At 63.0% G+C, this 21,334-nt stretch carries 19 protein-coding genes; 8 read left to right on the top strand and 11 right to left on the bottom strand.

The genetic code is table 11. From position 1 onward, the window contains the following. Positions 1-30: 30 nt before the first annotated feature. The 5 genes from ACLCGK_RS04740 to ACLCGK_RS04720 form a co-directional block, all read right to left on the bottom strand. The gene (locus ACLCGK_RS04740) at positions 31-1,641 is read right to left on the bottom strand and encodes an ABC transporter substrate-binding protein (RefSeq protein WP_410951385.1); all 1,611 of its coding nucleotides are present in this window, start codon (positions 1,639-1,641) and stop codon (positions 31-33) included. Positions 1,642-1,718: 77 nt separating this feature from the next. After that, positions 1,719-3,098 (bottom strand): OprD family porin, encoded by a 1,380-nt coding sequence (locus ACLCGK_RS04735; protein WP_061551942.1) that lies wholly within the window; start codon positions 3,096-3,098, stop codon positions 1,719-1,721. Positions 3,099-3,322: 224 nt separating this feature from the next. After that, positions 3,323-4,915 (bottom strand): ABC transporter substrate-binding protein, encoded by a 1,593-nt coding sequence (locus ACLCGK_RS04730; RefSeq protein WP_054573151.1) that lies wholly within the window; start codon positions 4,913-4,915, stop codon positions 3,323-3,325. A gap of 146 nt (positions 4,916-5,061) precedes the next feature. Next, positions 5,062-6,687 (bottom strand): ABC transporter substrate-binding protein, encoded by a 1,626-nt coding sequence (locus ACLCGK_RS04725; protein ID WP_013971054.1) that lies wholly within the window; start codon positions 6,685-6,687, stop codon positions 5,062-5,064. A 392-nt stretch (positions 6,688-7,079) separates the two neighbouring features. Beyond that, positions 7,080-7,796, bottom strand: coding sequence for an SIMPL domain-containing protein (locus ACLCGK_RS04720; protein WP_015269044.1), 717 nt, complete (start codon positions 7,794-7,796; stop codon positions 7,080-7,082). Positions 7,797-7,998: 202 nt separating this feature from the next. Between ACLCGK_RS04720 and ACLCGK_RS04715 the strand changes: the two genes are divergently transcribed. The 4 genes from ACLCGK_RS04715 (at position 7,999) to ACLCGK_RS04700 (ending at position 12,388) form a co-directional block, all read left to right on the top strand. Beyond that, a complete protein-coding gene (locus ACLCGK_RS04715) occupies positions 7,999-9,255 on the top strand; it encodes an ATP-binding protein (RefSeq protein WP_003257889.1) in 1,257 nt (418 codons plus the stop codon). Beyond that, positions 9,255-9,815 (top strand): response regulator transcription factor, encoded by a 561-nt coding sequence (locus ACLCGK_RS04710; protein ID WP_015269045.1) that lies wholly within the window; start codon positions 9,255-9,257, stop codon positions 9,813-9,815. The genes ACLCGK_RS04715 and ACLCGK_RS04710 overlap by 1 nt, the downstream gene beginning before the upstream one ends. A gap of 217 nt (positions 9,816-10,032) precedes the next feature. Next, positions 10,033-10,974: an AEC family transporter gene (locus tag ACLCGK_RS04705; protein WP_015269046.1), complete on the top strand. Its 942-nt coding sequence runs from the start codon at positions 10,033-10,035 to the stop codon at positions 10,972-10,974. A gap of 55 nt (positions 10,975-11,029) precedes the next feature. After that, positions 11,030-12,388: an amino acid permease gene (locus tag ACLCGK_RS04700; RefSeq protein WP_013971058.1), complete on the top strand. Its 1,359-nt coding sequence runs from the start codon at positions 11,030-11,032 to the stop codon at positions 12,386-12,388. A 119-nt stretch (positions 12,389-12,507) separates the two neighbouring features. On the opposite strand, the gene ACLCGK_RS04695 is transcribed toward ACLCGK_RS04700, so the two are convergent. The 6 genes from ACLCGK_RS04695 to gatC form a co-directional block, all read right to left on the bottom strand. Continuing rightward, on the bottom strand, positions 12,508-12,879 hold the full coding sequence (locus tag ACLCGK_RS04695) for a carboxymuconolactone decarboxylase family protein (protein ID WP_046615782.1): 372 nt from the start codon (positions 12,877-12,879) through the stop codon (positions 12,508-12,510). A 10-nt stretch (positions 12,880-12,889) separates the two neighbouring features. Continuing rightward, the gene (locus ACLCGK_RS04690; protein ID WP_039612734.1) at positions 12,890-13,933 is read right to left on the bottom strand and encodes a calcium/sodium antiporter; all 1,044 of its coding nucleotides are present in this window, start codon (positions 13,931-13,933) and stop codon (positions 12,890-12,892) included. A 60-nt stretch (positions 13,934-13,993) separates the two neighbouring features. Beyond that, positions 13,994-14,368, bottom strand: coding sequence for a septal ring lytic transglycosylase RlpA family protein (locus ACLCGK_RS04685; protein WP_038408756.1), 375 nt, complete (start codon positions 14,366-14,368; stop codon positions 13,994-13,996). Between the two features lie 136 nt (positions 14,369-14,504). Continuing rightward, complete coding sequence (gatB, locus tag ACLCGK_RS04680; protein WP_013971062.1) at positions 14,505-15,950, bottom strand: Asp-tRNA(Asn)/Glu-tRNA(Gln) amidotransferase subunit GatB; 1,446 nt, start codon at positions 15,948-15,950, stop codon at positions 14,505-14,507. Positions 15,951-15,961: 11 nt separating this feature from the next. Further along, the gene (gene gatA / locus ACLCGK_RS04675) at positions 15,962-17,413 is read right to left on the bottom strand and encodes an Asp-tRNA(Asn)/Glu-tRNA(Gln) amidotransferase subunit GatA (RefSeq protein ID WP_410951384.1); all 1,452 of its coding nucleotides are present in this window, start codon (positions 17,411-17,413) and stop codon (positions 15,962-15,964) included. Between the two features lie 15 nt (positions 17,414-17,428). Continuing rightward, complete coding sequence (gene gatC, locus ACLCGK_RS04670; RefSeq protein ID WP_003255165.1) at positions 17,429-17,716, bottom strand: Asp-tRNA(Asn)/Glu-tRNA(Gln) amidotransferase subunit GatC; 288 nt, start codon at positions 17,714-17,716, stop codon at positions 17,429-17,431. 205 nt (positions 17,717-17,921) lie between these two features. Between gatC and mreB the strand changes: the two genes are divergently transcribed. The 4 genes from mreB (at position 17,922) to ACLCGK_RS04650 (ending at position 21,322) form a co-directional block, all read left to right on the top strand. Then, positions 17,922-18,959: a rod shape-determining protein MreB gene (gene mreB, locus ACLCGK_RS04665; RefSeq protein ID WP_003255163.1), complete on the top strand. Its 1,038-nt coding sequence runs from the start codon at positions 17,922-17,924 to the stop codon at positions 18,957-18,959. A gap of 225 nt (positions 18,960-19,184) precedes the next feature. Next, a complete protein-coding gene (gene mreC / locus ACLCGK_RS04660) occupies positions 19,185-20,189 on the top strand; it encodes a rod shape-determining protein MreC (protein WP_410951383.1) in 1,005 nt (334 codons plus the stop codon). Continuing rightward, positions 20,189-20,677 (top strand): rod shape-determining protein MreD, encoded by a 489-nt coding sequence (gene mreD, locus ACLCGK_RS04655; RefSeq protein ID WP_015269051.1) that lies wholly within the window; start codon positions 20,189-20,191, stop codon positions 20,675-20,677. Before mreC ends, mreD begins: the two co-directional genes overlap by 1 nt. Before the next feature lie 33 nt (positions 20,678-20,710). Beyond that, positions 20,711-21,322 (top strand): Maf family protein, encoded by a 612-nt coding sequence (locus tag ACLCGK_RS04650; protein WP_410951382.1) that lies wholly within the window; start codon positions 20,711-20,713, stop codon positions 21,320-21,322. Positions 21,323-21,334 lie beyond the last annotated feature (12 nt).

Here is a 21,334-nt window from a genome sequence, read left to right as displayed (position 1 = left end):
CCGTGTGGGTTGCCGGCGGTCGTTGTTGTTCTACTTCACCTTGGTGGTGGCGAAGTTGTTGTTGTTCAGAGGGTTGATCACGTAGCCCTCCACGTTGTCACGCATGGCGGTGAACATCTTCGGATGGGCCATGCTGATCCAGGGTTGTTCGTCATCGTACACTTTCAATGCCTCGTTATAGAGCCTTGCACGCTCGTCGTTGTCGATCACTTCGCGGGCGCGGCTGATCAGCTCCTGGAACTTGGGGTTGCACCAGCGTGCATAGTTCTCACCGCTTTTGGCGGCATCGCAACTGAGCAGCGGGCTGAGGAAATTGTCCGGGTCGCCGTTGTCGCCGGCCCAGCCGGTGGACACCAGGTCGGCCTCGCCCTTCTTGGCCCGGCGCAGCATTTCGGCCCACTCCATCACGCGGATGTCCAGCTTCAGTCCGATCTGCTTGAGGTCAGCCTGCAGCATCTCGGCAGACAAGCGCGGGTTGGGGTTGGTCGGGCCGCCGCCGTTGCGCGTGAACAGGGTGATTACCGTACCTTCGGGCACGCCCGCCTGCTTGAGCAGATCGCGCGCCTTGGCCAGGTCGCGGGGTGGGTTTCTGTTCTCGTTGTTGTAGCCAATCATGGTCGGCGGGTACGGGTTCACGCCGACCAATGCGTTGCCTTTGCCGAACAACTGGTCGACATGGGTCTGGCGGTCGAAGGCCATGTTGATGGCTTTGCGCACGCGAACGTCGCTCAGGTATTTGTGTTCGGTGTTCATCGAGATGTAACCGGTGACCAAGGCCTCGATCTCCTCGACCTTGAGTTTCGGGTCCTGCTTGATCGACGGCACGTCATCGGGCTTGGGATAGAGCGCTACCTGGCACTCGTTGGCGCGCAGTTTCTGCAGGCGCACATTGCTGTCGGTAGCGATGGCGAAGACCAGCGCATCGGCCGGTGGCTTGCCGCGGAAATAGTCCGGGTTGGGCTTGAAGCGAACCTGGGCATCCTTGTTGTAACGCTGGAAGATGAACGGGCCGGTGCCGATCGGCTTGCTGTTCAACTCGGCAGCCTTGCCAGCCTTGAGCAACTGGTCGCCGTATTCGGCGGAGTAGATCGAGGTGAAGCCCATGGCCATGTCGCGCAGGAACGGCGCTTCCGGTCGGGTAAGGGTAATCACCACGGTGTGCTCGTCGGCCTTGCTGACCGACTTGAGCAGGTCCTTGAAGCCCATGCTCTCGAAGTACGGGTATCCGACGCTGGTCTTGTCATGCCATGGATGGTTCGGATCGAGCTGGCGATTGAGGCTCCACAGGACGTCATCGGCGTTGAAGTCGCGGGTCGGCTTGAAGTAGTCGGTAGTGTGGAACTTCACGCCCTGGCGCAGATGGAAGGTGTAGGTCAGGCCATCGGCTGAAATGTCCCAACGCTCGGCCAGGGCCGGCTGGACTTCGGTGGTACCGGGCTTGAAGTCGACCAGGCGATTGAACACCGTCTCGGCCGAGGCATCGGCGGTGACCGCAGTGGTGTACTGGACGATGTCGAACCCTTCCGGGCTGGCTTCGGTGCACACCACCAATGGTTTGGCCGCCAGTTGCGTGGCACCGCCCAGAAGCAGTGCGGCCAGGGCCAGGCGCAGTGGCCGCGATTTCATGAAAGCTCTCTGCATGGGTTGAAACTCCCTGCTTGCATTGATTCCAGCGTAGCCGCCACGGCCCGCAGCGAAGCAGGCCGTGGCGCCGGCGGTCAGAGAATGTTGAATGGAATGGTGGTAACCACCCGGAACTCATCCAGGCTGCCATCGCCCTGGGCCTTGCTGGCGCGGTGCGCGGTGTAGGTGGCACGGATGCTGGTGTCTTTCAATGGCCCGCTCTGTACCGCGTAGCTGGTGCCGAAGCCCCACTCGTAGTGGGTTTCGCCATCCAGGCCGTTCACGTCGTAGGCGGTACCGCGGTAATGGGTACCATCGATGCCCCAGCCGCGGGCGTTGTACAGGTTGAACTTCAGGCCCGGCACGCCGTACGGCGCCATGTTCAGCACGTAGGAAATCTGCAGCGATTTCTCGTTGGGGCCGTTGAAGTCCGACAGCAGCGAGTTGGCCAGGTAGATGCCGTTGGTTTCGTGCAGGTAGTCGAAGTACTCGTTGCCGTTGACCTGCTGCCAGGAGGCGCTGAGGGTGTGGGCCTGGTGGGTCAGGCCGAACGACAGGCTGTAGGTGTCGTTGTCGATCTCGCCCATCTTCTTGCTGCCGGCGTCGACGGTCTTGTAGTAGTTCAGGCCGGTGCTCAGGCTGAGCACTGCGCTGTCGCCGAGCACGTGGTTGGCGCCGAAGTAGTACTGGTTCCAGAAGTCGTCGACCTTGGTGGCGTACAGGCTGGTGCTCAGGCTCTTGAACGGCTGGTAGTTGATGCCGGCGGTGCTGGCGCGGTCGGTTTCCACGCCAGTGGCACTGTACTCGGTGCGGAACTTGCTGAGGCTCTGTTCGGTACGTGGCGAGACGCGGTCGAAGGTGCCCAGGTCGAAGCTCAGGTTGTCGAATTCGGCACTGTGCAGGAACGCGCCCTGGAAACTCGAGGGCAGGGCGCGGTTGCCGATGTAGGCGATCATCGGCGTGTCCACCGATTGGCGGCCGACGGTGAGGGTGGTGTTGGACACCCGCGCCTTGACGTTGGCCAGGCCCATCTTGCTCCACTGGCCGACCGGGTCGCCGTCGCTGTGGGTCAGGGTGCGGTTGTTGGGGCCGGCGACGTCCTCGCGGTTCTGCAGCAGGGCGATGGCATTGTAACCGGCGGCTTCGACGGCGAAGCCGACGGTGCCCTGGGTGAAACCGGAGCTGTAGTTGAGGATGGTGCCCTGCACCCAGTTCTCGCGGCTGTGGGTGTCGTGGCGGGTGCCGTCGCTCTTGTAGTACTTCCACAGCGGGGCGCGTGTGGCGCGCTCGCGGGCATACCAGTTGCGGGTGCTGCCGGACAGGCTCTGGCCGTCGACGAAGCCGCTGGCCTGCTCCTGCTCGCTGCTGCCTTTTAGTGTGATGGGCACGTATTCCTGGCTTTGCGGGTCGGCCTGGGTCACGGTGGATAAGGCACTGATGGATAAAGCCAGTGCGGTCAAGGTGAATAGTCTCAAGGTTAAAGCTCCCTTTCTGTTCTTCTAGTTATTGCCTGGCCTTGTGGGCCGGGCTTCTTGCTGCGGTGTTGCCAGGGTTGCCCGGGGTCACCGGGCAGAATCGGGGCGTTGTGTTGGCTGTGCCGGCCTCTTCGCGGGCGCGCCCGCTCCCACAGGTTTCGTGAACCTGAGGAGAACACTGTGGGAGCGGGTTTACCCGCGAAGAGGCCGGTACCGGCTAATGCTCAATCAACACTCACACCGGAAAAATCGTTGCGCCCGAAAGGGCTGACCTTGAATTCGGAAACCTTGATGCTCAGCGGTTGGTTGACCGTTGAATGTGCCACCGGGGTAATCGGCACCTGCTGCTTGAGCCGCTGCTGGGCCTGCTGGTACAGGGCGGTGCGCTGCGCGCGGTCGGTGACCTGCTTGGCCTGCTTGACCAGGCTGTCGTACTGCGGATCGCACCACAGCGAGTAGTTGTTGCTGCCGATGGCATCGCAGTTGTAGAGGGTGCCCAGCCAGTTGTCCGGGTCACCGTTGTCCCCGGTCCAGCCGATCAGGGCGATATCGTGCTCGCCGCTTTTCATGCGCTTGAGGTACTCGCCCCATTCATAGCTGACAATGCGCACCTTGAAGCCGAGCTTGCTCCAGTCGGCCTGGAGCATTTCCGCCATCAGCTTGGCGTTTGGGTTGTACGGGCGCTGCACCGGCATGGCCCACAGGGTGATCTCGGTGCCCGGCTTGACTCCGGCCTGCTGCAGTAGCTGTTTGGCCTTTTCCGGATCGAAGGGGGCGTCCTTGATGCTGTCGTCATAGGACCATTGGGTTGGCGGCATGGCGTTGACTGCCAGCTGGCCGGAATCCTGATACACAGCCTGGATGATCGCCTGCTTGTTCACTGCCATATCCATTGCCTGGCGCACTTCCAACCGGTCGAACGGTGGGTGTTGAGTGTTGTAGGCGATATAGCCGAGGTTGAAGCCAGGCTGTTGCAGCACCTGCAGTTTGCTGTCGGCCTTGAGCGCAGGGAGGTCTGCGGGGCGCGGGTTCAGGGTGACCTGGCATTCGTTGCGGCGCAGCTTCTGGATGCGCACCGAAGGGTCGATGTTGATCGAGAACACCAGGTTGTCGATCTTCACGTCCTGCGGTGACCAATAGGCCTTGTTGCCCTTGTAGCGGATCTGCGAATCCTTCTGATAACGCTGGAACACGAACGGGCCGGTGCCGATCGGTTGCTGGTTGATGTCGCTGGGGCGCCCGCTGGTCATCAACTGTTCGGCGTATTCGGCAGAGAGGATCGAGGCGAAGCTCATGGCCAGGTTCTGGATGAACGCGGCATCGACCTTGTTCAGGGTGAACACCACGGTCAGTGGACCGGTCTTTTCGACACGGGCGATGTTCTTGTCCAGGCCCATGCTGATGAAATAGGGGAACTCGGTCGGGTAGGCCTGGCGGAACGGGTGGTTCTTGTCGAGCATGCGGTTGAAGGTGAACAGCACGTCGTCGGCGTTGAAGTCGCGGCTCGGTGCAAAGGCCTTGTTGCTGTGGAACTTCACCCCTTCGCGCAGGTGGAAGGTGTAGCGCAGGCCATCTTCGGACACCTCCCAGCGGGTCGCCAGGGCAGGGTGCACGGCAGTGCCGCCGCGTTCGAACTCGACCAGGCGGTTGTAGATCGGTTCGGCGGCGTCGTTGTCGGTGGCGCTGGTGTACTGGGCAGTGTCGAAGCCGGCAGGGCTGCCTTCGGAACAGAACACCAGGTTGTTGGCCAGCAGGGCCGGCGATTGGCTGATCAGGCCCAGGGCCAGCAGGGCGGAAACTCGGGTGGTATGGCGCATGGCAAGTCCTTTTACGTCTGTTTGCGCCGCCTCGGGGTACGAATGGCGGCAACAGGTCGCCGACCCCGCTGCGGATGGCAGCGGGACGACATGGAGGGGGACGAGGTTGGCGGGGCACCCGCAGCTCGGCGGGTGCCTTGGCTAGCCTATTTGTCCACGCTGACGCCGTAGAAGGAGTTCAGCGCGAACGGGCTGATCTTGAAGTCCTTCACCTTGGCGCTCATGGGCTGGTACACGGTGGAGTGGGCGATCGGGGTGATCGGCACCTGCTCCTTGAGGATGTGCTGTGCCTGCTGATACAACTCGGTGCGCTTGGCCTGGTCGGAAGTGGCCTTGGCCTGCTTGATCAGGTCGTCGTAGGGCTTGTAGCACCATTTGGAGAAGTTGTTGCCGTTCATGGCGTCGCAGCCGTACAGGGTGCCCAGCCAGTTGTCCGGGTCACCGTTGTCACCGCTCCAGCCGATCAGCATGGCGCCCTGTTCGCCGCCTTTGGAGCGCTTGATGTACTCGCCCCATTCATAGCTGACGATCTTGGCCTTGATGCCGACCTTGGCCCAGTCGGATTGCAGCATCTCGGCCATCAGCTTGGCATTGGGGTTGTACGGGCGTTGCACAGGCATCGCCCACAGGGTGATTTCGGTGCCTTCCTTGATGCCGGCTTCCTTGAGCAGTTGCTTGGCTTTTTCAGGGTCGAATGGCGCGTCCTTGATGCTGTCGTCATAGGACCACTGGGTCGGGGGCATGGCGTTGACCGCCAGTTGGCCGGCGCCCTGGTAGACCGACTCGATGATCTTTTTCTTGTCCACGGCCATATCCAGCGCCTCGCGGACTTTCAGCTGGGCCAGCGGGTTAGGCTCGTTGCTGCCCTTGACCTTGTCCATCACGTTGTAGGCGATGTAGCCGAGGTTGAAGCCGGCTTGCTGCGGCATCTGCAGCTTGGGGTCCTGTTTCAGCGGCTGGATGTCGGCAGGGCGCGGGAACAGGGTGACCTGGCACTCGTTCTTCTTCAGCTTCTGCATGCGCACAGAGGCGTCGGTGGTAATGGCGAAGATCAGGTTGTCGATCTTCACGTCATCAGGTTGCCAGTAGTCTTTGTTGCCCTTGAAGCGGATCTGCGCGTCCTTCTGGTACTTGCTGAACACGAACGGGCCAGTGCCGATCGGCTTCTGGTTGATGTCGGCGGCCTTGCCGTCCTTGAGCAACTGGTCGGCGTATTCGGCGGACTGGATCGAGGCGAAGCTCATGGCCAGGTTCTGAATGAATGCGGCGTCGACTTCGTTGAGGGTGAACCTGACGGTATGTTCGTCGAGCTTCTCCAGCTTGGCGATGTTCTTGTCCATGCCCATGTCGGTGAAGTATGGGAACTCGGTGGGGTAGGCCTTGCGGAACGGGTGGTCCTTGTCGAGCATGCGGTTGAAGGTGAACAGCACGTCGTCGGCGTTGAAGTTGCGGGTGGGCTTGAAGTAGTCGGTGGTGTGGAACTTGACCCCTTCGCGCAGGTGGAAGGTGTAGGTCTTTCCGTCGTCGGAGACTTCCCACTTGGTCGCCAGCCCCGGGATGACTGCCGTGCCGCCACGTTCGAACTGGGTCAAGCGGTTGAACACGGTCTCGGCCGAGGCGTCAAAGTCAGTCCCTGTGGTGTATTGGCCCGGGTCGAAGCCGGCCGGGCTGCCTTCGGAGCAGAACACCAGGTTGGACGCTGCGAGGGCCGACGGTGCGCCGGAGAGCAAGCCTGCGCCTAGCAGGAACGGAATGACTGCGTGTTTGAGCATGGTGGCCTCATTGTTGTCATTTTTCGATTGAGGTGGCCTCGTGAGCCGACCTGCGGATACTTATGCAGGGGGTGTTCCCAATGCAATATGCGGAGGGATAGTTGGCGCCAGAAAAGTGGTACGAGCGTACATGGATGTCGCATTGATATAACTTTCGAAGAAGTTAAACGTTTGCGTAGGCAAAATGATGGCTTTTTGCGGGATATTTCGAGGCGGGGTTGGCGTAGGAAGCACCTTATTGGTGCGTAGGAAATGTCTGAATCTGCGCTTTTTCGACTGACCTCATCGCCGGCAAGCCAGCTCCCACAGGTACAACACAAGGGCTGAAACCTGTGGTGTATCTGTGGGAGCTGGCTTGCCGGCGATGGGGGCGCAATGCGCCCCCGGCGAACTCAAGGCATCTGCACTTCGATCAGGCCATCGGCATTCATGCTCACTTCACTGGTCCCGGCCTCGATATCCGGCGCCGGTGCCGACTCATCAGCCCCCATTGCCTTCATCGCCATCGGCGCACTGCGCAGGTAAGGGCGCGGGTAACCGCTGCTGTTGAGGTTCAGGCTGACCACCTTGTAGCCCTTGCCACCCAGTGCCTCGGTAGCCAGTTGCGCGCGTGCCTTGAAGGCATCCACCGCATCCTTGAGCAGTGCATCCTCGCTGGCCTTGCGCGTGGCCGGGGCGATGGAGAAGTCCATGCCCCCCATCTTCAGCTCTTGCAGCAAGTCGGCGGTCAGCTGCGACAGGGCAGGGAAGTTGGCGCTTTCCAGGCGCAACTCGGCGCGCTCGCGCCAGCCGGTGATCTTCTGGCCCTTGCTGTCATATACCGGGTAGCTGTTGCGGCTACCCTGGCTGATCTTCACGTCCTTGACCTGGCGCGACTGCTGTACGGCCTTGTTCATGGTTTCGGTGATCTGCTTGGCGAGCTTGCCCGGGTCGGTGTTCTGCGCTTCGCTGTACAGGGTAACGACCATCAGGTCGCGCGCCACTTCCTTGCTGACCTCGGCACGCAGCGAGACCTGATTGTAGCGCGGCTCATCGGCAGCCAGCGCCGGCAGGCTGGCGAGCAGGCCGCAGGACAGGATCAGGGCGGTGCCGCGACGTGGGATTTGCATGTGGTACTCCTTGGCAATATAAGGCGTGGGTTGTGGCCATCCATTCCACGCATGGCCCATCAGACCGGCAACAGTGTAGTGGGTTCAAAAGTGCCATCATGAACCTGTGACAAAGTGTGGCGCTTTGCCGCATCGCTGCAGCGAGGCGCCTGGCTTCGGTATACTCCAGCCGATTTTTCTGGAGCACTCATCAGGAGAGCTCATGCTCGCCGCCGTACAACCGCTGTCTGCTACTCGCCAGAACCTCTGGCGCCTGACCGTCATTCGGGTCCTGGTCCTGGCTGCCCAGGCCGGCTCCGTGGGCGTCGCCTACTGGACCGAACTGCTGCCTTTGCCCTGGCTGTCGCTGGCCGGCACCTTGGCCTTGTCTTCGCTGCTGTGCGCCTTCACGGCCCTGCGCCTGCGCCTGTCGTTGCCTGTCACCGAGCTGGAATATGCCCTGCAACTGGCCTGCGACCTGCTGATCCACAGTGCCTTGCTGTACTACTCCGGCGGCTCGACCAACCCGTTCGTTTCGTATTACCTGGTGCCGCTGGCGATTGCCGCAGTTACCTTGCCGTGGCTGTATTCGCTGATCCTGTCCGGCATTGCCCTGACCGCCTACAGCCTGCTGCTGGTGCAGTTCTACCCGCTCGAAGGCCTGCCGATGGCGCGGGACAAGATGCAGGTGTATGGCATGTGGCTGAGTATTGCCCTGGCCGCGGCGGTGATCACCTTCTTTGCCGCACGCATGGCCGAAGAGCTGCGCCGCCAGGAGCAACTGCGTTCCGAGCGGCGTGAAGAAAGCCTGCGCGACGAGCAGCTGCTGGCCGTGGCCACCCAGGCCGCCGGTGCCGCCCATGAGCTGGGCACACCGTTGGCGACCATGAGCGTGCTGCTGAACGAAATGCGCCAGGACCACGCCGACCCGTTGCTGCAGGAAGACCTGCAGATCCTTCAGGACCAGGTGAAGCTGTGCAAGGAAACCCTGCAACAGCTGGTACGCGCCGCCGAAGCCAACCGCCGCCTGGCCGTGGTGGAGCAGGATGTCACGGCATGGCTGGACGAGGCGCTCAACCGTTGGCACCTGATGCGCCCGGAAGCCAGCTACCGCTTCCAGCGCTTGCGCGACGGCCAGGTGCCGCGCCTGACCCCGCCGCCGGACCTGACCCAAGCGTTGTTGAACCTGTTGAACAATGCCGCCGATGCCTGCCCCGACGACCTTGAAGTGCGCCTGGACTGGGACACCCATGACATCGTCATCAGCATCCGTGACCACGGCCCCGGCGTACCGCCGGCAATCGCCGAGGCCATCGGCAAACCCTTCATTACCACCAAGGGCAAAGGCTTCGGCCTGGGCCTGTTCTTGAGCAAGGCCAGCGTGACCCGTGCGGGCGGTTCGGTGAAACTCTATAGTCATGAACAGGGTGGCACCCTTACCGAACTGCGCCTGCCCTATGGCAAGCGAGGAGATGAATGATGAGCGAAGAAAACCAGGTCGAAGGCGAAGAGCTGCCGCACCTGCTGCTGGTGGATGACGATGCCACCTTCACCCGGGTCATGGCCCGGGCCATGAGCCGCCGCGGTTTCCGCGTCAGCACCGCCAGCTCTGCCGAGGAAGGGTTGATCCTGGCCCAGCAAGACCTGCCGGACTACGCCACACTGGACCTGAAGATGGAAGGCGACTCCGGCCTGGTGCTGCTGCCCAAGCTGCTGGAGCTGGACCCGGAAATGCGCGTGGTGATCCTGACCGGTTACTCGAGCATTGCCACTGCGGTGGAAGCGGTCAAGCGTGGTGCCTGCAACTACCTGTGCAAGCCGGCCGATGCCGATGATGTGCTGGCTGCGTTGCTGTCAGAGCACACCGACCTGGACAGCCTGGTGCCGGAAAACCCGATGTCGGTCGACCGCCTGCAGTGGGAGCATATCCAGCGCGTACTGAACGAGCACGAGGGCAATATCTCGGCCACCGCGCGGGCGCTGGGCATGCACCGGCGGACCTTGCAGCGCAAACTGCAGAAGCGCCCGGTCCGGCGCTGATTCCTGCAGGGCTTGTACCGACCTCTTCGCGGGCTTGCCCGCTCCCACAGGTACTGCACAGGTCTTGAGGCTTGTGGAGTACCTGTGGGAGCGGGCAAGCCCGCGAAGAGGCCGGTACTGACAGAAATTTCTCTGTAACACCCCACGATCCCCGCAAGTCCCGGCCGTTGGCGTATCATTAGCCCCCTAACGGCAACCCTTCCAGGATCGCTTGCGCATGCTCGCCCTTCTTATCCAGACGTTGAACATCACGGCCCCGGTCTTCGCCATGCTGTTCATGGGCGTGCTGCTCAAGCGTATCCGCCTGATCGACGACAATTTCAACCGCGTAGCCTCGCAACTGGTGTTCAACGTGTGCATGCCGGCGTTGCTGTTCCTCGGCATCTATCACGCCGACCTGGCCACGGCGGTCAAACCCGGCGTCCTTCTCTATTTCATCGTCGCCACCCTGGCCGGCTTCGCCATTGCCTGGGGCATGGCCATCTGGCGCAGCCCGCTGGCCGACCGGGGCATCTATACCCAGGGCGCATTCCGTGGGAACAACGGCGTGATCGGCCTGGCCCTGGCCGCCAGTCTCTACGGCGACTACGGCATCTCCCTGGGGGCGGTACTCGCCGGCCTGGTCATCCTCATGTACAACTCGTTGTCGGCAGTGGTGCTGGCGGTTTACAGCCCGGACCTGAAATCCGACCCGTGGAGCATCTGCAAGAGCATCTTCAGCAACCCGCTGATCATCAGTGTGCTGGTGGCCACGCCCATGGCCTACGGCCAGGTGCCGTTGCCCAACTGGCTGCTGACCTCGGGCGACTACCTGGCGCAGATGACCCTGCCGCTGGCGCTGATCTGCATCGGTGGCACGCTGTCGATGGCGGCACTGCGCGACAGTGGCAGGCTGGCCATCGACGCCAGCCTGGTGAAGATGGTCTGGCTACCGCTGCTGGGTACCCTCGGAGCCTGGCTATGCGGCTTCCGCGGCGCCGAGCTGGGCATCCTGTTCCTGTACATCGGCAGCCCGACTGCAGCTGCCAGCTACGTCATGGCGCGGGCGGCGAACGGCAACCATGAGCTGGCTGCATCGATCATCGTGATTACCACGCTAATGGCGGCGATCACCACCAACATTGGTATTTTCATCTTGCAGTGGGGCGGATGGATCTAGATCCTTGACTGCAAACAACACAAAAACACAGCCTCACTGAGCTAAAGGACACTTCATGCAAGACCAGAGCACGCCCGAGCGGTTACAGCGCGGGCTGAAGAATCGCCATATCCAGCTGATCGCGCTGGGCGGGGCCATCGGTACCGGGTTGTTCCTGGGCATTGCCCAGACCATCCAGCTGGCGGGCCCCTCCGTCCTGCTGGGCTACGCCATTGCCGGCCTGATGGCCTTCCTGATCATGCGCCAGCTCGGTGAAATGGTTGTTGAAGAGCCCGTGGCCGGCAGCTTCAGCCACTTCGCCCACCAGTACTGGAGCGAGTTTGCCGGGTTTGTTTCGGGCTGGAACTACTGGGTGGTGTACGTACTGGTCGGCATGGCCGAGCTTACCGCGGTGGGCATCTACGTGCAGTACTGGTGGCCCGGCTTCCCCACCTGGGCCACGGCGGCGATCTTCTTCGTGGTGATCAACCTGATCAACCTCACCCAGGTTAAGGTCTACGGCGAGATGGAGTTCTGGTTCGCCCTGGTCAAGGTGGTGGCCATCGTCAGCATGATCGGCTTCGGCGCCTGGCTGCTGACCAGCGGCCATGGCGGCCCGGACGCCAGCGTGGCCAACCTCTGGCAGTACGGCGGCTTTTTCCCCAACGGCGTCACCGGCTTGGTGATGGCACTGGCAGTGATCATGTTCTCGTTTGGTGGCCTGGAGCTGGTGGGTATCACCGCCGCCGAGGCCGACAACCCGCGTCAGAGCATCCCAAAGGCCACCAACCAGGTGGTGTACCGTATCCTCATTTTCTATATCGGTGCCCTGGCGGTGCTGCTGTCGCTGTACCCATGGCAGAAGGTGGTGCAGGGTGGCAGCCCGTTCGTGATGATCTTCCATGAACTGGACAGTGACCTGGTGGCGACCATCCTCAATATCGTGGTGCTGACGGCCGCACTGTCGGTGTACAACAGCTGTGTGTACGCCAACAGCCGCATGCTGTTCGGCCTGGCCAGCCAGGGCGACGCTCCGCGTCAGTTGCTGAAGGTAAGCCGTAGCGGCGTGCCGCTGACCGCGCTGGGTGTGTCGGCTTTTGCCACCGGGCTGTGCGTGCTGATCAACTACCTGATGCCGGGTGAAGCCTTTGGTCTGCTGATGGCCCTGGCGGTGTCGGCGCTGGTAATCAACTGGGCGAGCATCAGCATCACCCACCTGAAGTTCCGCAAGGCCAAGCTGGCGGCCGGGATTACCCCGTTCTACAAAAGCTGGGGGCACCCGGTAACCAACTACCTGTGCCTGGCGTTCATCGTGCTGATCCTGGTGGTGATGTACCTGACCCCGCCGATTCGCATCTCGGTAATGCTGATTCCGGGGTGGATCCTGGTGCTGTGGGTGGCCTTCAAGATGAAGAAGGCTCGCCAGGCCAGGTAAGTAACACAGTATCGGCCTCTTCGCGGGCACGCCCGCTCCCACAGATACTGCACAGGTCTCAGAGCCTGTAGGGTCTCTGTAGGAGCTGGCGTGTCCGCGAAGAGGCCGGTACAGGCTACCTATTGGTAACTGTCGATCACTTCCTGTGCCGCACGGAACGCATCAATCGCCGCGGGCACCCCCGCATACACCGCGCAATGCAGCAGCGCTTCGCGAATTTCCTCCACCGTGCAGCCATTGTTCAACGCCCCGCGCACATGTCCCTTGAGCTCCTGCGGGCACTTGAGTGCCGTGAGCGTGGCCAGGGTAATCAGGCTGCGGGTTTTCAACGGCAGCCCGTCGCGGGCCCACACGCTGCCCCAGGCATGTTCGTTGACGAAGTCCTGCAGCGGCTGGGTAAAGTCGGTGGCATTGCCCAGGGCGCGGTCGACGAATGCATCGCCCATCACCTGGCGCCGAATCTGTTCGCCGGTTTTCTTGCTATCAGCCATGTTGTTTTCCTTAGTGTTGGCGGCGCCAGGCTCGTGCGGTGGTGTACAGCAACACCATGGCGAGCACCGGCAGTACGTAGAACAGCATCAACCGCTCCAGGCGGCCGGCCAGTGGCATGCCCATGGTAAACGCCGCCACGTGCAGCCCATAGGCCAGGTACAGGCAGAGGAACACCAGGCCTTCGGCGCGAGTGATGCGGTAGCCGGAATAGAACACCGGCAGGCTCAGCGCAGCAACACCCAGCATTACCGGCAGATCGAAGGCCAAGGCGTTGGGCGAGATCGACAGCGGCTCGGGAGTGACCAGCGCGGTCAGGCCCAGCACGGCCAGCAGATTGAACAGGTTGCTGCCGATCACTGTGCCCACGGCGATTTCCCGTTCACCGCGCAGGGCGGCGATCAGCGCAGCGGCCAGTTCCGGCAGGGAGGTGCAAATGGCAACGACAGTCAGGCCGATGATGCGCTCGGACAGGCCCAGGTCGGTGGCCACCTCCACGGCGGCTTCCAGCAACAAGTGACCTGCCAGGCTGAGCAGGCCCAGGCCGGCCAGCACCTGCAGCAGCGTGCCCGACCAGAAGCGCCCGGCGCTGCTGGTGACGGTGGTCGGTGCGGGGTAGGTGCGGGCGTAGTGGCGCGACTGGTGCCAAAGCATTGCCAGGTAGCCGACCAGTCCGGTCAGCAGCAACACCCCTTCGGCCCGGCCCAGGTGGCCGTTGGCGGATAACGCGTAGACCAGGCCGCTGGCGACGATCATCAGTGGAATGTCCAGGCGCACCAGTTGCCGCGACACGCGCAGCGGGATGATCAGTGCGGCCAGGCCGAGAATGACCAATACGTTGAATATGTTGCTGCCGATAACGCTGCCCACCGCCACGTCCGGCGCGCCCTGGTAGGCGGCCTGCAGGCTCACGGTCATTTGCGGGGCAGTGCTGCCGAAGGCCACCAGGCTAAGGCCGATGATCAGCGGGCGTACGTGCAGGCGCTGGGCCAGGCGCAGGGCTGCGCGTACCAGCAGTTCGGCACCGCCGACCAGCAACAGCAGGGCGATGCCCAGTTGCAGGAGGCTGGAGGTAGGTAGGGTAGCCAGGTCGAAAATGGTCGGACTCCTGTCGCGTCAGTCGCTAAGCCCTTGTACTCGCACGCGCGCGGTTCCGCTACGGATCATGCCGATTTTTTCTGCGGCGGCACGTGAAAGATCGATCAGGCGGCCGCGGGTATGTGGGCCACGGTCATTGATGCGCACCACGACGCTGCGCTGGTTGGCCAGGTTGGTCACCCGTACCCGACTGCCGAAGGGCAGGCTGCGGTGAGCGGCGGTGAGGCCGTGCTGGTTGAACGGTTCGCCGCTGGCGGTGCGTTTGCCGTGGTGGCGAGAGCCGTAATAGGAGGCGGTGCCGGTCTTGTCGTAACCGTCGGGGTCGATGTCCTGGCTGGCGCAGCCGGCCAGCAGGGAGAAGAGGGCGAGGGTGCTCAGGGATCGCTTTAGCAAGTCAGGAGGTCTCCAGTGCAGCCATTCACGGGCTTGCCCGCTCCCACAGGTATATCACCGCCTGTGTAAGCGGCGCAGTATCTGTGTGAGCGGGCAAGCCCGCGAACGAGGGCAAAGCCCTCGCAGCATATTCAGGTCACCCTTCGAGCTTGGCCTTGAGCAATTGGTTCACTTGCCCCGGGTTGGCTTTGCCTTTGGAGGCTTTCATCGCCTGGCCGACGAAGAAGCCGAACATCTTGCCACGCTTGGCCTCGTCGGCTGCGCGGTACTGTTCGACCTGCTCGGCGTTGGCCGCCAGCACTTCGTCGAGCATCTTGTCGATCGCACCGGTATCGGTGACCTGCTTCAGGCCCTTGCTTTCGATGATGCTGTCGGCATCGCCTTCACCGGCGGCCATGGCCTCGAACACGGTCTTGGCGATCTTGCCGCTGATGGTGTTGTCACGGATACGCAGCAGCATGCCGCCCAGCTGTGCGGCGCTGACCGGCGCCTGGTCGATCTCGATGCCCAGCTTGTTCAGCAGGCTACCCAGCTCGACCATGACCCAGTTGGCAGCCAGCTTGGCATCGCCACCGATCTTCACCACTTCCTCGAAGTAGTCCGCCTGCTCGCGGCTGGAAGCCAGCACGTTGGCGTCGTAGGCCGACAGGCCGTACTGGTTCTGGAAGCGCTCGACCTTCTGCGTCGGCAGTTCCGGCAAGCCGGCGCGGACGGTTTCGAGGAAGCTGTCCTCGATCACCACCGGCAGCAGGTCCGGGTCGGGGAAGTAACGGTAGTCGTTGGCTTCCTCCTTGCTGCGCATGGAGCGGGTCTCGTCCTTGTTCGGGTCGTACAGACGGGTTTCCTGTACCACCTTGCCGCCGTCCTCGATCAGGTCGATCTGGCGCTGGATCTCGCTATTGATCGCGCGTTCGATGAAGCGGAACGAGTTGACGTTCTTGATCTCGCAGCGGGTGCCGAACTCGGCCTGGCCTTTCGGGCGGATCGACACGTTGCAGTCGCAACGCAGCGAGCCTTCGGCCATGTTGCCGTCGCAGATGCCCAGGTAACGCACCAGCGCGTGGATTGCCTTGACGTAGGCCACGGCTTCCTTGGCGCTGCGCATGTCGGGCTCGGAGACGATTTCCAGCAGCGGGGTGCCGGCACGGTTCAGGTCGATGCCGGTGGAGCCGCTGAAGTCTTCGTGCAGGCTCTTGCCGGCATCTTCTTCCAGGTGCGCGCGGGTTACCCCGATGCGCTTGATGGTGCCGTCTTCCAGGGCGATGTCGAGGTGGCCCTTGCCGACGATCGGCAAGTCCATCTGGCTGATCTGGTAGCCCTTTGGCAGGTCCGGGTAGAAGTAGTTCTTGCGCGCGAACACGTTGCGCTTGCCGATCTCGGCATCGATGGCCAGGCCGAACATGCACGCCATGCGCACGGCTTCCTGGTTCAGTACTGGCAGTACGCCAGGCATGCCCAGGTCAACCAGGCTGGCCTGGGTGTTCGGCTCGGAACCGAAGGTGGTGGCGCTGCCGGAGAAGATCTTCGACTGGGTGGCGAGCTGAGTGTGGATTTCCAGCCCGATCACAACTTCCCATTGCATGTGTGAATTCCTCAGAAGCCGTTGGGGGCGCGGGTGTGCCAGTCGGTCACTTGCTGGTAGCGGTGCGCGACGTTGAGCAGGCGGCCTTCCTGGAAGTATGGCGCCAGCAGCTGCACGCCGACCGGCAGGCCATCGACGAAGCCGGCCGGCATCGACAGGCCCGGCAGGCCCGCCAGGTTGGCGGTGATGGTGTAGACGTCTTCCAGATAGGCGGCGACCGGGTCGCTGCTCTTGGCGCCGAGCTTCCAGGCCGGGTTTGGCGTGGTCGGGCCGAGGATCAGGTCGACGTCGTTGAAGGCGGCCATGAAGTCGTTCTTGATCAGGCGGCGGATCTGCTGCGCCTTCACGTAGTAGGCGTCGTAGTAGCCGGCCGACAGGGCGTAGGTGCCGACCATGATGCGGCGCTGCACTTCGACACCGAAGCCTTCGCCACGCGAACGCTTGTACAGGTCGGTCAGGTCTTTCGGGTTCTCGCAGCGGTAGCCGAAGCGCACGCCATCGAAACGCGACAGGTTGGACGAGGCTTCAGCGGGGGCGATCACGTAGTAGGCCGGGATGGCGTGCTGCATGTTCGGCAGGCTGATTTCCTTGACCACCGCGCCGAGCTTTTCCAGCTCCTTGACGCTGGCCTGGACCAGGTCGGCGATGCGTGGGTCGAGGCCGGCACCGAAGTACTCCTTCGGCAGGCCGATGCGCAGGCCTTGCAGCGAAGCATTGAGGTTGGCGCTGTAGTCCGGCACCGGTTCTTCGATGCTGGTGGAGTCCTTGGCGTCGAAACCAGCCATGCCTTGCAGCAGCAGGGCGCAGTCCTCGGCGGTACGGGCCAGTGGGCCACCCTGGTCGAGGCTGGAGGCGTAGGCGATCATGCCCCAGCGCGACACGCGGCCGTAGGTTGGCTTGAGGCCGGTGAGGTTGGTCAGTGCCGCCGGTTGGCGGATGGAGCCGCCGGTGTCGGTGCCGGTGGTGGCTGGCAGCAGGCGTGCAGCCACTGCCGCGGCCGAACCGCCCGACGAGCCGCCCGGGACGTGCTCAAGGTTCCATGGGTTCTTCACCGCGCCGTAATGGCTGGATTCGTTGGCCGAACCCATGGCGAATTCGTCCATGTTGGTCTTGCCCAGGGTGACCATGCCGGCTTCAGCCAGCTTGGCAACCACGGTGGCGTCATACGGCGCCTTGAAGTTGTCGAGCATCTTCGAGCCGCAGCTGGTGCGTATGCCGTTGGTGCAGAACAGGTCCTTGTGGGCGATGGGGGCACCCAGCAGCGCGCCGGTTTCGCCAGCGGCGCGACGGGCGTCGGCGGCACGCGCCTGGCCCAGGGCCAGGTCGTCGGTGACGCTGATGAAGCTGTTGATCTGCGGGTCGAGCTGCTTGATGCGCGCCAGTAGGGCGCCGGTCAGCTCTTCGGAGGAAAACGACTTGTCGGCGAGTCCGCGGGCGATCTCGGCCAGGGTCAATTGATGCATGGCAGGCACTATCCCTTACTCGATGACTTTGGGAACCAGGTACAGACCGCTTTCGGTCGACGGCGCGATGGCCTGGTAGGCGTCGCGCTGGTTGCTCTCGGTGACCTGGTCGGGACGCAGGCGCTGGCTGGCCTCCAGGGGGTGGGCCAGTGGCTCGATGCCAGTAGTGTCGACCGCTTGCATCTGGTCGACCAGCCCGAGAATGCTGTTCAGTGCGTCAGTAATGCGTGGCAGTTCGCCATCATTCAGGCCCAGACGGGCCAGATGGGCGATCTTTTCCACGTCGCAGCGTTCAAGCGCCATGGGGATCTCCAGGGGAAACAAAGACCGGAATTCGGGTCCGCAGTGAGGAACATGTCAGCTTTCTGGCGGTCTAACGGCCGCGAAATTCTGCTGGCGTGCTCGGAAAAACAGCCAATTTAACATATTGGCTCCTTGCCCAAAATCCCTGCCATTGTTAGAGTTTGCCGCACTTTTTTACCCACGCTTTCCCCAGGGTCACTTTCCCATGTTCAAGAAACTGCGTGGCATGTTTTCCAGCGATCTGTCCATCGACCTGGGTACTGCCAACACCCTTATTTACGTGCGTGAGCGCGGTATCGTCCTGAATGAGCCCTCGGTTGTTGCCATCCGTACCCATGGCAACCAGAAAAGCGTCGTCGCCGTCGGTACCGAAGCCAAGCGCATGCTGGGCCGTACGCCTGGCAACATTGCTGCCATTCGTCCGATGAAGGACGGCGTCATCGCCGACTTCAGCGTCTGCGAAAAAATGTTGCAATATTTTATCAACAAGGTTCACGAGAACAGCTTCCTGCAGCCGAGCCCGCGCGTGCTGATCTGCGTGCCGTGCAAGTCGACCCAGGTAGAGCGCCGCGCCATTCGCGAATCGGCGCTGGGTGCCGGTGCCCGTGAAGTGTTCCTGATCGAAGAGCCGATGGCCGCCGCCATCGGTGCCGGCCTGCCGGTCGAAGAAGCCCGCGGTTCGATGGTCGTCGATATCGGTGGTGGTACCACTGAAATCGCACTGATCTCCCTGAACGGCGTGGTCTATGCCGAATCCGTCCGCGTTGGCGGCGACCGCTTCGACGAAGCCATCGTCACCTACGTGCGCCGCAACTACGGCAGCCTGATCGGCGAGTCCACCGCCGAGCGCATCAAGCAGGAAATCGGTACCGCCTACCCGGGCGGCGAAGTACGCGAAGTCGACGTGCGCGGCCGCAACCTGGCCGAGGGCGTACCGCGTGCCTTCACCCTGAACTCCAACGAAGTGCTCGAAGCGCTGCAGGAGTCCCTGGCGACCATCGTCCAGGCGGTCAAGAGTGCCCTGGAGCAATCGCCGCCCGAGCTGGCTTCGGACATCGCCGAGCGTGGCCTGGTGCTGACCGGTGGTGGCGCACTGCTGCGTGACCTGGACAAGCTGCTGGCCCAGGAAACCGGCCTGCCGGTGATCGTCGCCGAAGACCCGCTGACCTGTGTCGCCCGTGGCGGTGGTCGCGCCCTGGAGATGATGGACAAGCACGCGATGGACCTGCTCTCCAGCGAGTGATTCCGCTCGCTGTTCACGAGCCCCGGTTTACAGGTAGTACGCACAGTGCTACCTGTATGTGCTGGGCTGGCGCCCGTTCGTGGCGCCGTATCCGTCAACCCGCAACCAGGCTGGTGCGTTGTCCCATGTCCAATGACCTCCTGAGTCGTCCACGAGGAACGGCCCATTAAACCGCTTTTCTCCAAGGGCCCTTCGCTGGGCGTTCGCCTGCTCGTCCTGGTGGTGATGTCGGTCGCGTTGATGGTTGTCGACGCGCGCTTCGACGTGCTCAAACCAGTGCGCAGCCAGATGGGCCTGGTACTCATGGAGTCGTACTGGATCACCGACCTGCCGCAGCGTGCGTGGCAAGGTGTGGCCGGCCAGTTCGGCAGCCGTACGGAACTGATCGCCGAGAACGAAAAGCTCAAGACCGAAGCCCTGCTGCTGCAGGGGCGCCTGCAGAAGCTGGCGGCCCTGACCGAGCAGAACGTGCGCCTGCGCGAACTGCTCAACTCCTCGGCGCTGGTCAACGAAAAGGTCGAAGTGGCCGAGCTTATCGGTGTCGACCCCAACCCGTTCACTCACCGCATCCTGATCAACAAGGGCGAGCGTGATGGCGTGTTCCTTGGCCAGCCGGTGCTCGATGCCCGTGGCCTCATGGGCCAGGTGGTCGAGCTGATGCCGTACACCTCGCGGGTACTGTTGCTGACCGATACCACCCACAGCATCCCGGTGCAGGTCAACCGCAACGGCCTGCGCGCCATCGCCAGCGGCACCGGCAACCCGGAGCGCCTGGAGCTGCGCCATGTGGCCGATACCGCCGACATCAAGGAAGGCGACCTGCTGGTCAGTTCCGGCATGGGGCAACGGTTCCCGGCCGGCTACCCGGTGGCCACGGTCAACGAAGTGATCCACGATTCCGGCCAGCCGTTCGCCATCGTTCGTGCCATCCCCACCGCCGCGCTCAACCGTAGCCGCTACATGCTGCTGGTGTTCAGCGACCGACGCAGCCCGGAACAGCGCGCCACCGATGCCGCCATTGCCCAGGAAGAGGCTGACCGCAAGGGCACCTCGGCCGCAGGCCAGCCGGCCACGACGGGTGAGCAGGGCGCACCAGCTGGCAGCGCCCCTGCCGCGCCGGCCACATCAGCGGCCCCGACAACCCCGGCTGCTCAGCCTGCAGCTCCGGCGGCGGCACCTGCCACGCCGGCTACCGCGCCTGCCGCACCCGCTCACACCCGGAGGCAATGATGGCTGCATCACGCCGCAACAACGGCTGGGTCATCTGGCTGACTTTCGCCATCGGCCTGCTGCTCAGCGTCTCGCCCATGCCGCAGTTCATGGAAGTGTTCCGGCCCATGTGGCTGGCCTTGCTGGTGTCGTTCTGGACCCTCGCCGTCCCGAACAAGGTCGGCATGACCACCGCGTTCGTGCTGGGCCTGGCCGAGGATGTGCTGTACGGCACCCTGCTGGGGCAGAACGCGCTGATCCTCACCCTCATCACCTTCCTGGTGCTGTCGTTGCAGCAGCGCCTGCGCATGTTCCCCATGTGGCAGCAGAGCCTGGTGATCCTGGTGATCTTCGGCATTGCCCAGCTGATCCAGCTGTGGCTCAGCGCGCTGACCGGCAACCGTCTGCCCACCCTAGCGCTGGTCTGGTCGGCGGTGATCAGTGCCTTGCTCTGGCCGTGGATCAGCTTCGCCCTGCGCGACCTGCGCCGACGCTTGCATATCAACTGACGGCGCTGCCGCGACTGACAGGGAGATGTCTGCATGAACCCGCTATACCTGGCCTCCGGCTCGCCCCGTCGTCGTGAACTGCTGACCCAGATCGGTGTGCCGTTCAGCGTCGTCAGTGCCCCCATCGATGAAACCCCACTGCCCGATGAAAGCGCACCGGCCTACGTCGAGCGCCTGGCCCGGGCCAAGGCTGCCGCTGGCCTGGCCTGCCTCGAAGGCCCGGCTGTGGTGCTTGGTGCAGACACTGCCGTGGTGCTCGATGGTCGTATTCTCGGCAAACCGGAAAACCGCGAAGATGCCCTGGCCATGCTGGCCGGCCTGTCGGGCCGCGAGCACCAGGTTTTGACCGCGGTCGCCCTGAGCGATGGCCAGCGCGTGCACAGCCTGTGCGTCACCAGCAAGGTGCGCTTCCGTGCAATCAGCGCCGAGGAAGCGCAACGCTACTGGGCCAGCGGCGAGCCCGCGGACAAGGCCGGCGGCTATGCCATCCAGGGCTTGGGCGCGGTGTTCGTCACCGGCCTTTCCGGTAGCTACTCGGCGGTGGTCGGCTTGCCCCTCAGCGAAACGGCCGAACTGCTTGGCCAATTCGGCATTGCCTGCTGGCAATCGCTTGCGCATACGCCAGAGGTAACAAACCAGCGGTAGCCAGCACTGCAT

This window comes from Pseudomonas sp. S1(2024) (assembly GCF_046557535.1).
Note: the sequence above shows the minus strand (reverse complement) of the source record. Positions and strands in the feature narration are given on the sequence as shown.

Excerpts from the sequence above, each read along its gene's own strand:
- gatC (WP_003255165.1), bottom strand. The coding sequence starts at position 17,716 with ATGGCGCTTGAACGCTGCGACGTGGAAAAGATCGCCCATCTGGCCCGT.
- ACLCGK_RS04710 (WP_015269045.1), top strand. The coding sequence starts at position 9,255 with ATGAGCGAAGAAAACCAGGTCGAAGGCGAAGAGCTGCCGCACCTGCTG.
- ACLCGK_RS04650 (WP_410951382.1), top strand. The coding sequence starts at position 20,711 with ATGAACCCGCTATACCTGGCCTCCGGCTCGCCCCGTCGTCGTGAACTG.
- ACLCGK_RS04700 (WP_013971058.1), top strand. The coding sequence starts at position 11,030 with ATGCAAGACCAGAGCACGCCCGAGCGGTTACAGCGCGGGCTGAAGAAT.
- ACLCGK_RS04715 (WP_003257889.1), top strand. The coding sequence starts at position 7,999 with ATGCTCGCCGCCGTACAACCGCTGTCTGCTACTCGCCAGAACCTCTGG.
- ACLCGK_RS04725 (WP_013971054.1), bottom strand. The coding sequence starts at position 6,687 with ATGCTCAAACACGCAGTCATTCCGTTCCTGCTAGGCGCAGGCTTGCTC.
- ACLCGK_RS04720 (WP_015269044.1), bottom strand. The coding sequence starts at position 7,796 with ATGCAAATCCCACGTCGCGGCACCGCCCTGATCCTGTCCTGCGGCCTG.
- gatA (WP_410951384.1), bottom strand. The coding sequence starts at position 17,413 with ATGCATCAATTGACCCTGGCCGAGATCGCCCGCGGACTCGCCGACAAG.
- gatB (WP_013971062.1), bottom strand. The coding sequence starts at position 15,950 with ATGCAATGGGAAGTTGTGATCGGGCTGGAAATCCACACTCAGCTCGCC.
- ACLCGK_RS04730 (WP_054573151.1), bottom strand. The coding sequence starts at position 4,915 with ATGCGCCATACCACCCGAGTTTCCGCCCTGCTGGCCCTGGGCCTGATC.
- ACLCGK_RS04740 (WP_410951385.1), bottom strand. The coding sequence starts at position 1,641 with ATGCAGAGAGCTTTCATGAAATCGCGGCCACTGCGCCTGGCCCTGGCC.
- mreD (WP_015269051.1), top strand. The coding sequence starts at position 20,189 with ATGGCTGCATCACGCCGCAACAACGGCTGGGTCATCTGGCTGACTTTC.
- ACLCGK_RS04695 (WP_046615782.1), bottom strand. The coding sequence starts at position 12,879 with ATGGCTGATAGCAAGAAAACCGGCGAACAGATTCGGCGCCAGGTGATG.
- mreB (WP_003255163.1), top strand. The coding sequence starts at position 17,922 with ATGTTCAAGAAACTGCGTGGCATGTTTTCCAGCGATCTGTCCATCGAC.
- ACLCGK_RS04705 (WP_015269046.1), top strand. The coding sequence starts at position 10,033 with ATGCTCGCCCTTCTTATCCAGACGTTGAACATCACGGCCCCGGTCTTC.
- mreC (WP_410951383.1), top strand. The coding sequence starts at position 19,185 with ATGTCGGTCGCGTTGATGGTTGTCGACGCGCGCTTCGACGTGCTCAAA.